11 protein-coding genes are annotated in these 14984 nt (G+C 73.3%); 3 read left to right on the top strand and 8 right to left on the bottom strand.

The window, feature by feature from the left end:
• Positions 1-58: 58 nt before the first annotated feature.
• Complete coding sequence (gene holA, locus ACIRB4_RS06285; protein WP_403288822.1) at positions 59-1045, bottom strand: DNA polymerase III subunit delta; 987 nt, start codon at positions 1043-1045, stop codon at positions 59-61.
• 54 nt (positions 1046-1099) lie between these two features.
• Here holA and ACIRB4_RS06280 point away from each other — a divergent pair, with 54 nt between their 5' ends.
• A complete protein-coding gene (locus ACIRB4_RS06280; protein WP_403289618.1) occupies positions 1100-1345 on the top strand; it encodes a hypothetical protein in 246 nt (81 codons plus the stop codon).
• A 28-nt stretch (positions 1346-1373) separates the two neighbouring features.
• Here the strand turns inward: ACIRB4_RS06280 and ACIRB4_RS06275 are convergent, their stop codons facing one another.
• From ACIRB4_RS06275 to leuS, 7 genes are all read right to left on the bottom strand, one after another.
• Complete coding sequence (locus ACIRB4_RS06275; protein ID WP_403288820.1) at positions 1374-2627, bottom strand: MFS transporter; 1254 nt, start codon at positions 2625-2627, stop codon at positions 1374-1376.
• Between the two features lie 5 nt (positions 2628-2632).
• Positions 2633-3292, bottom strand: coding sequence for a helix-turn-helix domain-containing protein (locus ACIRB4_RS06270; protein WP_403288819.1), 660 nt, complete (start codon positions 3290-3292; stop codon positions 2633-2635).
• A gap of 73 nt (positions 3293-3365) precedes the next feature.
• Positions 3366-5813 carry a ComEC/Rec2 family competence protein gene (locus tag ACIRB4_RS06265; RefSeq protein WP_403288818.1) on the bottom strand — a complete coding sequence of 816 codons (2448 nt, stop codon included), beginning with the start codon at positions 5811-5813 and terminating at the stop codon, positions 3366-3368.
• A complete protein-coding gene (locus ACIRB4_RS06260; RefSeq protein WP_403288817.1) occupies positions 5810-6475 on the bottom strand; it encodes a helix-hairpin-helix domain-containing protein in 666 nt (221 codons plus the stop codon). The genes ACIRB4_RS06265 and ACIRB4_RS06260 overlap by 4 nt, the downstream gene beginning before the upstream one ends.
• A gap of 501 nt (positions 6476-6976) precedes the next feature.
• Positions 6977-7822, bottom strand: a complete 846-nt coding sequence (locus tag ACIRB4_RS06255) for a DegV family protein (protein WP_403288815.1) — start codon at positions 7820-7822, stop codon at positions 6977-6979.
• A 123-nt stretch (positions 7823-7945) separates the two neighbouring features.
• Positions 7946-8740 carry a hypothetical protein gene (locus ACIRB4_RS06250; protein WP_403288813.1) on the bottom strand — a complete coding sequence of 265 codons (795 nt, stop codon included), beginning with the start codon at positions 8738-8740 and terminating at the stop codon, positions 7946-7948.
• Positions 8741-8899: 159 nt separating this feature from the next.
• On the bottom strand, positions 8900-11776 hold the full coding sequence (leuS, locus tag ACIRB4_RS06245) for a leucine--tRNA ligase (RefSeq protein ID WP_403288812.1): 2877 nt from the start codon (positions 11774-11776) through the stop codon (positions 8900-8902).
• Between the two features lie 394 nt (positions 11777-12170).
• Here leuS and ACIRB4_RS06240 point away from each other — a divergent pair, with 394 nt between their 5' ends.
• Entirely contained in the window at positions 12171-13358 is a 1188-nt protein-coding gene (locus ACIRB4_RS06240; protein ID WP_403288811.1) for a hypothetical protein, read from the top strand.
• Positions 13355-14932 carry an NADH-ubiquinone oxidoreductase-F iron-sulfur binding region domain-containing protein gene (locus ACIRB4_RS06235; RefSeq protein ID WP_403288810.1) on the top strand — a complete coding sequence of 526 codons (1578 nt, stop codon included), beginning with the start codon at positions 13355-13357 and terminating at the stop codon, positions 14930-14932. Before ACIRB4_RS06240 ends, ACIRB4_RS06235 begins: the two co-directional genes overlap by 4 nt.
• The last annotated feature ends 52 nt before the right edge of the window (positions 14933-14984 follow it).

Here is a 14984-nt window from a genome sequence, read left to right as displayed (position 1 = left end):
GGTGGGGTGGGGGAATGCAACCGCCCCTCAGCCCAGCCGCCCGCGCAGCGCGCCCCGCTTACCGTCGCAGCCGCGCCGCCCTCGCCACCGCGACCACCGCCTTCTCCAAGGCGTACTCCGGGTCGTCCCCGCCGCCCTTCACGCCCGCGTCCGCCTCCGCCACCGCCCGCAGCGCCAGCGACACCCCGTCCGGTGTCCAGCCCCGCATCTGCTGACGCACCCGGTCGATCTTCCACGGCGGCATCCCCAGCTCCCGCGCCAGATCCGCCGGCCGCCCGCCCCGCGCCGCCGACAGCTTGCCGATCGCCCGGACGCCCTGCGCCAGCGCGCTGGTGATCAGGACCGCGGGGACGCCGGTCGAGAGCGACCAGCGCAGCGCCTCCAACGCCTCCGCGGCACGTCCCTCCACCGCGCGGTCCGCGACGTTGAACGAGGACGCCTCCGCGCGGCCCGTGTAGTACCGCCCGACGATCGCCTCGTCGATCGTGCCCTCCACGTCCGCGGTCAGCTGCGACACCGCCGAGGCGAGCTCCCGCAGATCGCTGCCGATCGAGTCGACCAGCGCCTGGCACGCCTCGGGCGTGGCCGACCGCCCCAGCGAGCGGAACTCCTGCCGTACGAACGTCAGGCGCTCCGCCGGCTTCGTCGTCTTCGGGCAGGCCACCTCCCGCGCGCCCGCCTTGCGCGCCGCGTCGAGCAGACCCTTGCCCTTGGCGCCGCCCGCGTGGAGCAGGACGAGCGAGATGTCCTCGATGGGCGCGTCGACGTACGCCTTGAGGTCCTTGATCGTCTCCGCGGACAGGTCCTGGGCATTGCGCACGACGAGGACCTTGCGCTCGGCGAAGAGCGACGGACTGGTCAGCTCCGCCAGCGTGCCGGGCTGGAGCTGCTCGGGGGTGAGATCGCGCACGTCCGTGTCGGCGTCGGCGGCGCGGGCGGCCGCCACCACCTCCTGGACCACGCGGTCGAGGAGCAGGTCCTCCTGGCCCACGGCGAGCGTGACGGGGGCGAGCAGGTCGTCGGTCGAAGTCTTTCTGGTGGCCATCGCGTCCCAGCATCCCACGGGCCACCGACACTCCCTCCCGTACCGGAGAATGTCCTGGTGAGCGAACGACACGTACTCGTACTGCCGGACCGCGACGCCGCCGAGGAGGTCGCCGAGGAACTGCCCGCCCGCTTCGGCGTCACCGAGGAGCCCAAGCTCGTCAGGGACGCCCTGGCGGGCGAGGACGACGCGGAGGACGCCCAGTGGCTGGTCGTCGTGGAGGACCCGGAGGGCCGGCTCGACTCAGCGGCGCTCGACGCGCTCGCCGCCGAGCACGAGGGCTGGCTGGAAGCGCCGTAGGGGCGGCGGGGCGCGGGTCGCGGGCGGCCTACGAGGCCGGTACGGGTTCCTCGGCGGGCGCGGGCAGTTCGCGGGTGCGGGGCAGTGGCGAGGGCAGCAGCCACAGGACGGCGAACACCGCTCCGGCGGTCGCGATCCACAGCGTCGGGCGCAGCCCGATCGCGGTGCCGAGGGCACCTCCGGCCAGCGCTCCGAGGGGGCGGAAGCCGTGGTTCAGGGTGCGGAACGCGCCCATCACGCGGGCCCGGATGCCCTCGGGTATCAGCGCCATCTGGAAGGAACCCGCGGCGATGTCCAGGACCATCACGCCCACGCAGGAGAGGAACTCCGCGCCGAAAAGCAGGGCGACGACCAGGGCTGTCGGGCCTTCGGCGAGCGGGATCAGCAGCAGGGGCAGGGTGAACCCCAGGGAGCCGGCGACGATGGAGGGGCCGATGCCGAACCGGCGCACGACGCGACCCGCGCACATGGCGCCGATCAGTCCCCCGACGGCTCCGGCGCCGAGCACCGCGCCCAGAACGCCCGCGCTCAGACCGAGTTCGGCCGTGGCGTACAGCACGAACAACGTGTGGAACATGTAGTTGAAGAACTGGATCGTCCCGGCGGCAGAGAACAGCGCCCGCATGGACGAGTTCCGCACGACCCAGCGCAGGCCCTCGGTGAAGTGGCCCTTGCCGACCGGGGAGGGCGGGGGTTCGACGGGTCTGATCCGGGCCAGGAAGCCGGCCGAGAGCAGATAGGTGAGGGCGTCGGCGAGCAGCGCGAAGGGGGCGGTGAGCAACTGCACCAGCACGCCGCCGACACCGGGGCCGGCCAGCCAGGACATCGAACGGCTGCCGTTGACCAGCGAGTTGGCCTGAACGTAGCGCTCGGTCGGGACCATCGCCACGAACAGCGTGGCGTTGCACGCCTCGAAGAGCACGGTCAGCGCGCCGACGCCGAAGGCGACCGCGTAGAGCTGCCCGAGGGTGAGGGCGTCGAGGACATACGCGACCGGGAGGGTCACCAGCAGCGCCGCGCGGCCCAGATCGGCGGCGATCATGGCGCGGCGGCGGCGGGCCTGCCGGTCGGCCCAGGCGCCGAGGGGAAGGTTGAGCAGCAACGCGGGCAGCAGTTCGGCGGTCTTGAGCCACCCCATCTCGGCGGCGTCGGCCCCGAGGACGAGGACGGCGGCGAGCGGGATCGCGATGAGGGAGATCTGGTCCCCGACGGGGGAGACGGTCTGTCCGGTCCAGTAGCGCCGGAAGGGCCGCTCACGCAGGAGCGCGGGTATGCGTTCCACGGCCCTCACCCCTCACCCCTCTCGTCGTCGGAACTCTCGTCGGAGCTCTCGGTGGAGCTCTCGCCGAAGCCCGCGTCGGGGACCTCGCGGTCCAGGTACGCGATCCGGAACACGCTGACGGGCCTCGCCCCCTCCGGCCGCAGCGACGGATCGGACTGGCGGTTCTCGTAGGGCCGCAGCAGTTCTTCGATCCGCTCCCCGAAGGCGGTCAGCTCGGCCGGGGTGAGGTAGAGGAGGGAGTCGGCGAACTGCTCCGCCTCCCGCCACTCCCTGGGCAGCCGGTGCCGGTCCTTCATGGCACGCAGCACCCGCTCGAAGTACCGCTCGGCGACGGCGACGCTCAGCGCGTCCGCCGCCTCCGCGACCGACGCGTCCTCGCTGTGCCCGGGCCAGTCCGTGTACCGGGCCGTGGCCCGCCAGGGCTTCTCCCGGCCCCGCCCGCCCGGCGCCTCCTCCACCAGTCCGTACTTCGCGAGTATCCGCAGGTGGTACGAGCAACTGGCCACCGATTCCCCGGTGAGCTCGGCGGCCCGGGTGGCGGTGAACGGTCCGCTGCTCCGCAGCAGGCCGACGAGGGCGATCCGTGTCGGGTGGGCGTACGCCCGCAGGGCCCGGGGGTCCGTGAGGTGAATGCTGCGGGGCTGAGGGTGCTCCTTCTCCTCCATGATGGAAAGCTATCTTTAGAAAGACTCCTTTACAAGGCTGGCGGCTCCTCCCAAAGCCTCTCGTTCAGGGCGCTCACCAGCCGTCTCCTCTCGGCAGCGCCCGGAGGCTCGGGCCCGCCCCTGCCACCGCGATCGCTCCGTCCCGGTCCGTCCTGAGCACCTCCGCTCCCCCGGCCCGCAGCGCTTCGACGGTCCGGGCCGACGGGTGCCCGTACGGGTTGTCACGACCGGTCGACACCAGCGCCAGCCTCGGCCGCACGGCGCGTATCAGCCCGGGATCCTGGTGGGCGGAGCCGTGGTGGGCGACCTTGAGCACGTCCACCGGCCGCAGGGCGGGGTAGGCCCGCGCCAGGCCCTGCTGGGCGGGAGGTTCGAGGTCCCCGAGGAGGAGCAGGGTCATCCCGCCCGCCGTCCGGACGAGCAGGGTGACGCTGGCGTCGTTCGGCCCGGACTCCGCCGCCTCCACCGCCCCGGGCGCCGCCCGGGGCCACAGCACCTGCCACTCCAGCGGCCCCAGGCGCCGTCGCTCCCCGGGCCACGCCCGGACGACGGGGATCCCGGCCGCCGCCGCCTGCCACCGTACGAACGCCGCCTGCCCGGGCGGCTCTTCCAGCCCTGTCGTCTGGATCGCACCGACGGCCCGCCCGCGCAGCACGCCCGCGAGACCGGCGACATGGTCCGCGTGGAAATGCGTGAGCACCACCAGGGGGACCCGTCGGACCCCGAGGTCGCGCAGGCAGCGGTCCACCAGCGCCGGATCGGGCCCGGCGTCCACCACGACGGCCGCGTCCCCTCCGGCCGCGAGCACGGTCGCGTCCCCCTGCCCGACCTGGCACATGGCGAACGCCCAGCCCGGTGGCGGCCATCCGGTGACCAGCCGGGTCAGCGGCGCGGGCCGCACCACCGCGAGCAGCAGCAGGACGGCACACCCGGCACCGATCACCCGCCGGCCGGGCAGCTTCCGGGCACCGAGCACCAGCAGACCGAAGAGGACCGCGAGGAACAGCCCGCCCCACCAGCCACCGGGCCACACCGCCTCCGCCCCCGGCAGCGCCGCCCCGGCGCGGGCGACTTCGGCGACCCACTCGGCGGGCCAGGCCGCGATCCGGGCGACAAGCTCGGCGGCCGGGAGAGAGACCGGCGCCAGGGCGAGCACGGCGAACCCGAGAACCGTCGCTGGAGCGACCGCCGGCTCGGCGAGAAGATTGCACGGGATCGCGACCAGGCTCACCCGGGCCGCGAAGACCGCCACCACCGGCGCGCACACCGCCTGCGCCGCCAGCGCGGCGGCCAGCGCCTCGGCCGGCCTCTCCGGCATGCCGCGCCGCCGCAGCGCCTCGCTCCAGCGCGGCGCGATCGTGAGCAGCGCCCCGGTCGCGAGCACGGAGAGCAGGAACCCATGGCTTCGCGCCAGCCACGGGTCGTACAGCACCAGCAGCAGCACCGCCGCGGCGAGCGCGGGCAGCAGCGATCTGCGCCGCCCGGTGCCGATGGCGAGCAGGGCCACCAGGCCGCAGGCCGCCGCTCGCAGCACGCTCGGATCGGGCCGGCAGACGATGACGAAGGCCAGGGTGAGACCGCCCCCGATCAGCGCGGTGGACCGCAGCGGAATACCGAGGCGCGGAGCGAGCCCGCCGCGCTCCGCGCGCAGCGCGTTGCCCGGCCTGCCGACCAGGAGCAGCAGGACGATGGTGAGGTTGGAACCCGAGACCGCGAGAAGGTGGGTGAGATCGGTGGCCCGGAAGGCGTCGCTCAACTCGGGGTCGATCCGGGAGGTGTCCCCGACGACCAGCCCCGGCAGCAGCGCCCGGGCGTCCGGCCCGAGATCCTCGGTCGCGCGCCGTAGCCCGGCGCGGAGGTCTCCCGCCGTCCGCTGCAGGGCACTCGGCGGTCCGGTGATCCGTGGTGGCAGCTCCCGGTCGACCCGGAGCACCGCCGCGAACGGGTCGCCCTGACGGGTCGTCGGGGCGAGCCGTCCGTCGACCCACAGCCGGGTGGAGGGCAGCAGACCCAGCCACCGCGCCTGGGAGCCGCCCGCCGGCACGATCACGAGCACCGGCGTCCTGGTGCGGTGTGCCGAACCGTCGGTCGCCTCGACGCGAGTGACCTCGCCGTGCAGGACGACGGAGACCGGGGCCGCGTGGTCGCCTCGGATCCGGGGCCGGGTGAGCCGTGGATCGGAGGTGACCGTCACCTCCGCGCTCGCCCGGGCGTACTTCGCGGCGAGTCCCGGTACCGGCCCTCGGCCCAGGTCGGCCGCGTGCAGTCCGCCCGACGCCGCGCCGGCCCCGGCGCAGAGCAGCGCCGCCGCCCCGGCCGTGACCCTGAGCCGCCAGGCCCTCCCCCGCCCCGCCCGCGCCACCACGGGAAGCAACAGCAACCCCGCCCCCGCGACACACAGCAGCACCCCCGTGAACGTCCACCGCCCGGGGACGCCCACGGCGATCGCCGCCGCCCCCCAGGCGGCCAACGCCGGTGGCACCAGCCGGAGATCGACCGGCCCCTCGTCGCTCGGGTTCATGGCCGGACCAGCGGTTCGAGGTCCGCGAACCTGCGTTCGCCGATGCCGTTGACCTCACGCAGCTCGGCGACCGACCGGAACCCGCCGTGCTCGGTGCGATGGTCCACGATGTGCTGGGCCAGGACCGGCCCGACGCCGGGCAGGGTGTCGAGCTGCTCCACGGTCGCCGCGTTGAGGCTGAGCGGCATCGCCCGCCCGCCTGCCGCCGCGCCTCCACCGATGCCCGAGCCGCTGCCGGACGCGCTGCTGGCCGCGGCCGGCATCGGCAGGCCGACGAGCACCTGTTCGCCGTCCATGAGGACCCTGGCCCGGTTGAGGCCGGTCACGTCCGTACCCGGCCGGACCCCTCCGGCCGCGCGCAGGGCGTCCGCCACCCTCGATCCCGGCGGCAGCGTCAGCACCCCGGGCCGCCGTACCTTGCCGCTCACGTCGACCACCACCGCCGGTGGCGGCGTTCCCGTGGCCGGAGCGAGCGGTTGCGGGGCCGACGGGGAGGCCCCGCTCTCCGGCGACGGCGCGGCGCGCACGATCTCCGGTGCCCGCACCGCCTCCGGCCGCCCGGTCCAGAAGTAGCGTCCGGCGAAGCCCGCCGCCACCACCAGGATCACGGCGAGTGCGGCCAGCGTCCTCGGTTCGAGACCGCACCTCGACTGCACCCACATCGGCAGCCGTTCCCTGAGCGCGAGCCCCAGCCGCTCCCACCGCCGGGGCCCGGACCCCTCTTCCCGTACCCGGTCGCCCGGTGGTTCTGGCCCGGCGGCGGACCTGCCGGAAGTGACGGGTGTGCCGTAAGCAGCGGACGTAACGGCCGCGATGCCGGCGTCGGCGGGTGGGAAGAGGGCGTCGCCCCGGCGCCTGACGGTGGCGCGGGTCGCCGCGACCGCGTGTCGCCCCCGGGACCGCCGCCGGGCGCGCCCGTCCGATCCCGGCGCGCGACCGGGGCCGCTGGTCGCCCTCGGTGTCCTCACCGGGGCCACGGTCGTCTCGGCGGGGGATGAGTCGGAGGCGGATGAGTGGAGTGCCTGACGTGACGCGGAACGTGTGTGAAGAGCCATGCACGAGACGGTAGGCACATCGGCGGGAACCCGCTGAGACGCCTCAATTCCGGTGGAATACTGACCGGTTGTGGAAAAACCCGTCACTCACACGGGGGACAGAACACCTCAGCGGGGCGAGACGACGACCGCGAGCAAGCCGGGGCCCGTGTGCGCGCCGATCACCGCTCCCACCTCACTGACCTGCAACGCCTCCACGCCCGTCAGGCGCTCGCGCAGGCGCTCGGCCAGCACGGCGGCCCGCTCGGGCGCGGAGAGGTGGTGCACGGCGACATCCACCGGTCCGGAGCCCGCCCGCTCGACGGCGATCTCCTCCAGCCGGGCGATGGCCCTCGACGCCGTGCGCACCTTCTCGCGCAGTTCGATCCGGCCCCCCTCCAGTTCGAGGAGCGGCTTCACAGCGAGCGCGGAGCCCAGCAGAGCCTGCGCCGCCCCGATGCGCCCGCCCCTGCGGAGGTACTCGAGCGTGTCGACGTAGAAGAAGGCGGAGGTGCCCGCGGCTTTCTTCTCGGCCGCGGCGACCGCCTCGTCGAGCGATCCACCCGCCTCCGCGACCTCGGCCGCCGCCAGTGCGCAGAACCCGAGCGCCATCCCCATCATCCGGGTGTCCACCACCCGTACGGGCACGGGCGCGTCCTTCGCCGCCAGCACGGCGGCGTCGTACGTGCCGGAGACCTCGGCGGAGAGGTGGAGCGAGACGATGCTCCGCGCGCCGGCCTCGGCCGCGGCACGATAGGTCGCCGCGAACACCTCGGGGCTGGGACGCGAGGTGGTCACCGGCCGCCGTTTCTGGAGCGCCTGTGCCAGGGACCGCGCCGAGATCTCGGTGCCCTCTTCAAGGGCCTGGTCGCCGATGACGACGGTCAGCGGTACCGCTGTGATGCCGTGCCGCTCCATCGTCTGCGGTGGCAGGTAGGCCGTGGAATCGGTGACGATCGCGACATGCCGGGACATGAGCGGGAGGTTACCCGCCAAGACCGCCCCGCGGCAGCCCGGCCCCCGCACGGAAACGGCCCATGTCACCGCGCCGGACGGGTCTCCGGTCCTGGCTCCCGGTCAACGCGTGTCAGCAGAGCGTCAGTTGGTGGTCTCGGGCCGGGCGGACTTCTCCCAGGGATAGGCCGTCTGCCGAGGATCGCGGGGCGTGATCGCGGGCGGAGTCCGCTTCCCTTCATCACCCTTGGGGGCGGTGGCCCCGGAAGCGCCCGAGGCCCTCTCCGGCTCCGCATCGGCTTCCGCCGGCCACACCTGCCCCGGGTCGGCACCGGGCGCGGCGGCGCCTGCCTCGGGCCACGAGAAGTCGGCCGTGTCACGTCCCTGGGTGTCGGTCACCGCCCAGTGGCGCAGCGCGCCCGCCTCCAGGTCGATCTGCGCGCTCAGCGAGGACAGGTCGTCCTCGGCGAATCGGCGTGCCCGGTCCCGGGCGGCCCAGCGCAGCGAGTCCGCCGACCGCGTGATCTGTTCCGTACGCTGCCGCAGCTCGGGAAGATGACCGGACACCCTGGCCCGGTCCGGCTCCCGCTCCAGCCGCTTGAGCTCCTCGTCCAGCTCCTGGCCGTGGGCGCTCAGCCGGTGGAAGAGGTCCAGGGTCTCCTTCAGCGACGCGTCCTCGGCGACACCTGCCCGCAGGGCCTCCTGCGTGGCCCGCATCGAGGTGCGCAGCGACAGCCTCAGCTGGGCCAGTTCGCCGGCGACCCCGATCTGGCCGTAGCTCTTGGCGCGGAGTGTGGTGTCCTCGACCGTGCGCCGGGCCTGTGTGATCGTGCGGTCGACACCGCGCTTGGCGGCCTTGGCGACCTTCACGGTGGCGTACACCCCCAGCGCCACGAAGGCGAAGAAGAGCAGCGCCATGATCACAATCGCGGCTTCCATGTGCGCCCCTCCGGCGTCGGTCGAGTTCCTCGGCTCGCGAGTCGCCTCGCGCGCCGGATCTCCTCAGCTGTCGTTCTCCACGGTAAACGGAGCGGGCAGGCTGTGGGTTCCATCGGAACCCCCAACCTGCCCGTAGGGGAAAGTCCCCATGCCTCGTCGTCAGCCGGCCACGATGTTGACCAGCTTCGGCGCGCGCACGATCACCTTGCGGATCTGCGCGCCGCCCAGCGCCGCGACCACGGTCGCGTCACCCAGGGCCAGCGCCTCCAGCTCCGCGTCGCTGATCGACGGCGACACCTCCAGACGCGCCTTGACCTTGCCCTTGATCTGCACGACGCAGGTCACCGTCTCGTCGACGACGTACGCCGGGTCGGCGACGGGGAAGTCCTGGTGGACGACCGAGTCGGTGTGGCCCAGCTTGCGCCACAGCTCCTCGGCGATGTGCGGGGCCAGCGGGGCGACCAGCAGCACCAGCTGCTCGGCGACCGGCCGCGACACCGCTCCGCCCGCCTTGGTCAGGTGGTTGTTCAGCTCGGTGACCTTGGCGATGGCGGTGTTGAAGCGCATGGCCGCCATGTCCTGCGAGACGCCGTCGATCGCCTTGTGCAGGGCGCGCAGCGTGTCCTCGTCGGGGGCGGTGTCGACGACCGTGACCTCGCCGGTCGACTCGTCGACGATGTTGCGCCACAGCCGCTGCAGCAGCCGGTACTGGCCGACCACCGCGCGCGTGTCCCAGGGGCGGGAGACGTCCAGCGGGCCCATCGCCATCTCGTACAGGCGCAGGGTGTCGGCGCCGTACTCGGCGCAGATCTCGTCGGGGGTGACCGCGTTCTTCAGCGACTTGCCCATCTTGCCCAGAACGCGGCTGACCTTCTCGCCCTGGTACCAGAAGCCGCCGTCGCGCTCCTCGACCTCGGCCGCCGGCACCGCGATCCCGCGCGCGTCGCGGTAGACGAAGGCCTGGATCATGCCCTGGTTGTACAGCTTGTGGAACGGCTCGGCGGAGGAGATGTGGCCCAGGTCGAACAGCACCTTGGACCAGAACCGCGCGTACAGCAGGTGCAGTACGGCGTGCTCGGCGCCGCCGACGTACAGGTCGACGCCACCGGTCGGCATGCCCTCGCGGGGGCCCATCCAGTACTGCTCGATGGCGGGGTCGACCAGCTTCTGGTCGTTGTGCGGGTCCAGATAGCGCAGCTCGTACCAGCAGGAACCGGCCCAGTTGGGCATGGTGTTGGTCTCGCGGCGGTACTTCTTCGGCCCGTCGCCCAGGTCCAGGGTGACGTTGACCCAGTCCTCGTTGCGCGACAGCGGCGTCTCCGGCTCGGTGTCGGCGTCGTCCGGGTCGAAGGTGCGCGGCGAGTAGTCGTCGACCTCCGGCAGTTCCAGCGGCAGCATCGACTCGGGCAGCGGGTGCGCGACGCCGTCCTCGTCGTACACGATCGGGAAGGGCTCACCCCAGTAGCGCTGGCGGCTGAACAGCCAGTCGCGCAGCCGGAAGTTGACGGTGCCCTCGCCGATGCCGCGGTCGGCCAGCCAGGCGGTGATCCTCGCCTTGGCCTCGACGACGCCCAGGCCGTCCAGCGTGACGTCGTCGTTCGAGGAGTTGATCAGCTTCGCCTCGTACGAGGAGAAGGCGTCGTCCCAGGTGGACGGGTCGGTGCCGCGGCCGTCGCTCGGCTCGACGACGCAGCGCATCGGCAGCTCGAAGGCGCGCGCGAAGGCGAAGTCCCGGGAGTCGTGCGCCGGGACGGCCATGATCGCGCCGGTGCCGTAGCCCATCAGGACGTAGTCGGCGATGAAGACGGGGACCCGCTCGCCGCTGACCGGGTTGGTGGCGAACACACCGGTGAAGACGCCGGTCTTGTCCTTGGCCTCGGCCTGCCGCTCGACGTCGGACTTGGAGGCGGCCTGCTTGCGGTAGGCGTCGACGGCCTCGGCGGGGGTGGCGTGGCCGCCGGTCCACACGTCGTGGGTGCCCTCGGGCCAGGCGGCCGGGATGATCTTCGCGGCGCCGTCGACCAGGGGGTGCTCGGGGGCCAGGACCATGTAGGTGGCGCCGAACAGGGTGTCCTGGCGGGTGGTGAAGACGGTGATGGCGTCGGAGTCGCCGACCTGGAAGTCGACGCGGGCGCCCTCGGAGCGGCCGATCCAGTTCCGCTGCTGCAGCTTGATGGCCTCGGGCCAGTCCAGCGCGTCCAGGTCGTCCAGCAGGCGGTCCGCGTAGGCGGTGATGCGCATGTTCCACTGGCGCAGCTTGGCCTTGAAGACGGGGAAGTTGCCGCGCTCGGAGCGTCCGTCGGCGGTGACCTCCTCGTTGGCCAGGACCGTGCCCAGGCCGGGGCACCAGTTCACGGGCGCGTCGGAGGCGTACGCCAGGCGGAAGTCGCCCAGGACGTCGGCGCGCTCGGCGGCCGTCAGCTCGCTCCACGCGCGCGTGCCGGGGACCTCACGCGTGCCGTTCTCGAACTGCTCGACCAGTTCGGCGATCGGGCGGGCCCTACCGGCCTCGTCGTCGTACCAGGAGTTGAAGATCTGCAGGAAGATCCACTGGGTCCACTTGTAGTACTCCGGGTCGATCGTGGCGAACGACCGGCGCTTGTCGTGGCCCAGGCCCAGCCGGCGCAGCTGGACCTTCATGTTCTCCATGTTGGCCTCGGTGGACACGCGCGGGTGCGTGCCCGTCTGCACGGCGTACTGCTCGGCCGGCAGCCCGAAGGCGTCGAAGCCCAGGGTGTGCAGCACGTTGTGCCCGGTCATGCGCTGGTGGCGGGCGAAGACATCGGTGGCGATGTAGCCCAGCGGGTGACCGACGTGCAGACCCGCACCCGAGGGGTACGGGAACATGTCCATGATGAACTTCTTGGGCCGGGCGGCGATCTCGGGATCGCCCGCCAGGTCACCGGTGGGGTTCGGTGCCTCGTACGTGCCTTCGGCGTCCCAGAAGTCCTGCCAGCGTGCCTCGATGTCGGCGGCCATCGCCGCCGTATAACGATGCGGGGCCGCCGTCTCGGCAGCCGAATTCATCTCGCTCATGATCCTTGAAGCTCCATCGATCGTCTCTGCCCACTGCCACGAAATGCCACGAAATGAAAAATCCCCTCGCACAGGAGGGGACGCCGCGCCGATTCCGACCGGATCTTTCATCCGTCGGGACTGATCAGCGCGGCTCGCTAAGCAGAAGGCGTACGGCACGCATGGCGTCAGGGTACCGCAGGGCCCGAGCGACCCGCACCGACGTTCCGCCCGCTGGGCCGCGGGGCGCCCGAGCCGCCCGGGTTACTCCGCGTATCGCCCCTATCCAGGGCAACCCCAGAGTCAGTTACGCGTTGCGCCCCGCGTAAACGAGCAAACCACCTACCGGTCGGTATGCAGCGACTTAGCATGCGGCAACGGGACCGCTTATCCGCACCATTCCGGAGTCGCCCCCATGAACCCTCATCGCAAGATCCGTTCTTCTCCCGCCCTGCGCACCGGTTTGAGCCGGCCGGTCCGGGGCGGGCTTTCGATCGCGGGACTGGTGATCATTCCGCTGCTCGCGATAGGCGGCAGTGACGGTTTCCGGGCCGCGCTCGACTTCACCACCGGTGTGCTGGCGCTGGTGGCGCTGACCGCCTCGGTCGCGTGGGGCCTGGTCGCCACCGACCGGCTGCTGCTCTCCGCGCGTCACCGGCTGCTCGCCCAGGGCGTCCACCGCGCCACCGCCGTCGCCTCCCTCGGCTTTCTGCTGCTGCACGGCACGATCAAGGTCTCCCTCGGCCATGTCGAGCCGATCGGGGCGCTGATCCCCTTCGGCCTCGGCATCACCGGCGCCGCCGGTCTCATCGGCTTCGGCTCGCTCGCCGGTCTGCTGATGGTGATCACCGCCGCGACCGGTGCCCTGCGCTCCACCCTGGCCTGCCGGAGCCGGTTCGCCGCCCACTGGCGCCCGCTGCACATGCTGGCCTACCCCGCGTGGTGCTTCGCCCTGATCCACGGCCTGTACGCGGGCCGGCCGGCGGCCGACTGGGTCGTGGTCATGTACTGCCTGGCGCTCGCGGCGGTGGCCGCGGCCGTCGCGCTGCGCCAGTTGCCCGCCCCCGCACAGCGCGAGTTCGCCGACCGGCTGGCCGCGTTCCTGACCTCCCTGGAGGGCCGCGGCCGCCGGGGCCGCCGCGGTCGACCGGCCGCCGGGCGGACCGCCGGGCCCCAGCGGCGGGACGAGGAGGAGCCGCCGCCGCCCCCCGACGAGCCCCCCACGCTGTCCGCCGAATGGCTGGATCGACCCGTCGCCCGGCCCCCGATGAACGCGCCGCCGCCTCCCCCCGTACCCCAGTTGTACGAGACGGCGCCACCGCCCCCGCGCCCCGGCGCGGGTTTCTCCGCCGCCTATCGCGCCGTCTCACGCAGCCCGTTTCCCGCCCCGAACCCGCCCGCCCCCGTCGATCCCGGCGCCCCGCTCGCCGAGCGCGTCCCCATGACCGAGGAGCTTCCCGTCGTCCCCGACCCCTCTCCCCGTCCGCCTTCGTCCCGACCCGGCTACTGGCCCACACCCTCGCCCCCGATGCCGATACCGACCCACGCGAGCCCGCCGCCCGCGGGTGAGCCCTGGACCGCGCCCGGAGGGGACCGCCCGTGAACCGACCCCTCCCCGACGTCCCCGAGGTCCGCGTGGTCGGTCTGCCGCAGCTCACCCAGGGCTTCGACCTGGTGGAGCGGCTGGGCCTCGCCATGCACCTGAAGGTGCACGGACCGCTGGAGCCGATGAGCGGCGAGCGGCTCGCCCAGCTCACGGACGAGATATCCCTGCACGGGCGCGGTGGCGCCGGTTTTCCCTTCGGCCGCAAGCTGAGGGCGGTCGCGCAGGCGGCGATCCGCCGCGGTGTGCGCCCCGTCGTGGTGATCAACGGCAGCGAGGGGGAGCCGGCCTGCCGCAAGGACACGGTGCTCCTCAACCGCGCTCCGCACCTGATCCTGGACGGCGCCCTGCTGGCCGCCGAGGCGCTCGGCGCCCGGACCCTGGTTGTCGCCGTCACCCGTAACTCCACGGAGATCTCCGTCCGGGCCGCCCTGGCCGAACGCGGTCTCTCCGACCGGCGCGGGCAGGCACTACGCGCGCGTGTCGTCCGTACTCCCGAGCGGATGGTCTCCGGCGAGGCGTCGGCGGTCGTCCGCGCGGCGGGCGGGGGCCCCGCTCTGCCCCTCGGCCGCCGTGAGCGCGCGGCGGAGTCGGGGGTGGGCGGCGCGCCGACCCTGCTCTCCAACGCCGAGACGTTCGCCCAGCTGGCCGTCGCCGCCCGGATCGGCCCGCGCCGCTTCGGCCACACCGGCCTGGACTCCGAGCCCGGCACGGTCCTCCTGACGATCTCGGGGGCGGTCGCGCGCCCCATGGTGGTCGAGGTCCCGACGGGCGTCCCCCTGCGGTACGTGCTCCAGCTGGCAGGTGCCCCGCCGCTGCCGCAGGGCGTTCTCACCGGCGGCTACCACGGCAACTGGATCGACTCGACCGCCGTCCACAACGCCGTCGTCTCGCGCGCATCCCTGGCGGCCGTCGGCGGCGCCCTGGGCGCCGGGGCGATCCTGCCGATCGGTCCCGAGACGTGTCCGCTCGGCGAATCGCTGCGGGTGGCGAACTGGCTGGCGGCGGAGACGGCCGGCCAGTGCGGACCGTGCCGGCTCGGTCTGCCCGCGGCGGCCGGCGGTCTTTCGGACGTGCTGAACGGCGGCGGCCCGGCCGCGCTGGAGGCGCTGCGGGCGGTGACGCAGGCGGTGAAGGGACGCGGCGCGTGCAAGCATCCCGACGGCTCGGCCCGCTTCCTCGCCTCCACGCTGTCGGCGTTCACGGACGATCTGGCCGCCCATGTCCTCGACGGCGGCTGCGGCCGCCCGACGACAGGGGTGCTGCCGCTGCCCGGCCCCGGCTACCAGGACCAGGAGGAGTCGATCCCGAGCGGCGAGAAGCTGGCCGTGGACTGGACCCTGTGCCAGGGGCACGGACTGTGCGCCGACATCGTGCCGGAGCTGATCAGGCTGGGCCCGGACGGTTATCCGGCCCTGGCCGACGCTTCCGTACCGGTGCATCTGCGAGGACGCGCGCAGCGGGCCGTACGCCGCTGTCCCGCGCTGGCGCTCCGGGTGGAGGCGCCGCCCGCGGAACGGCCCGTCCTGCCGCCGGTCACGGGCCGCAAGGCGCTGGGAACCGGCCTGGGTTGACGCCGGCACACCCGGCACGGCACACCCCGACACACGAAGAAGCGGGTCATCC

The organism is Streptomyces sp. NPDC093600 (assembly GCF_044764755.1).
In the GTDB taxonomy this organism is placed as follows: domain Bacteria; phylum Actinomycetota; class Actinomycetes; order Streptomycetales; family Streptomycetaceae; genus Streptomyces.
This window is presented reverse-complemented; position numbering and strand designations above follow the sequence as displayed.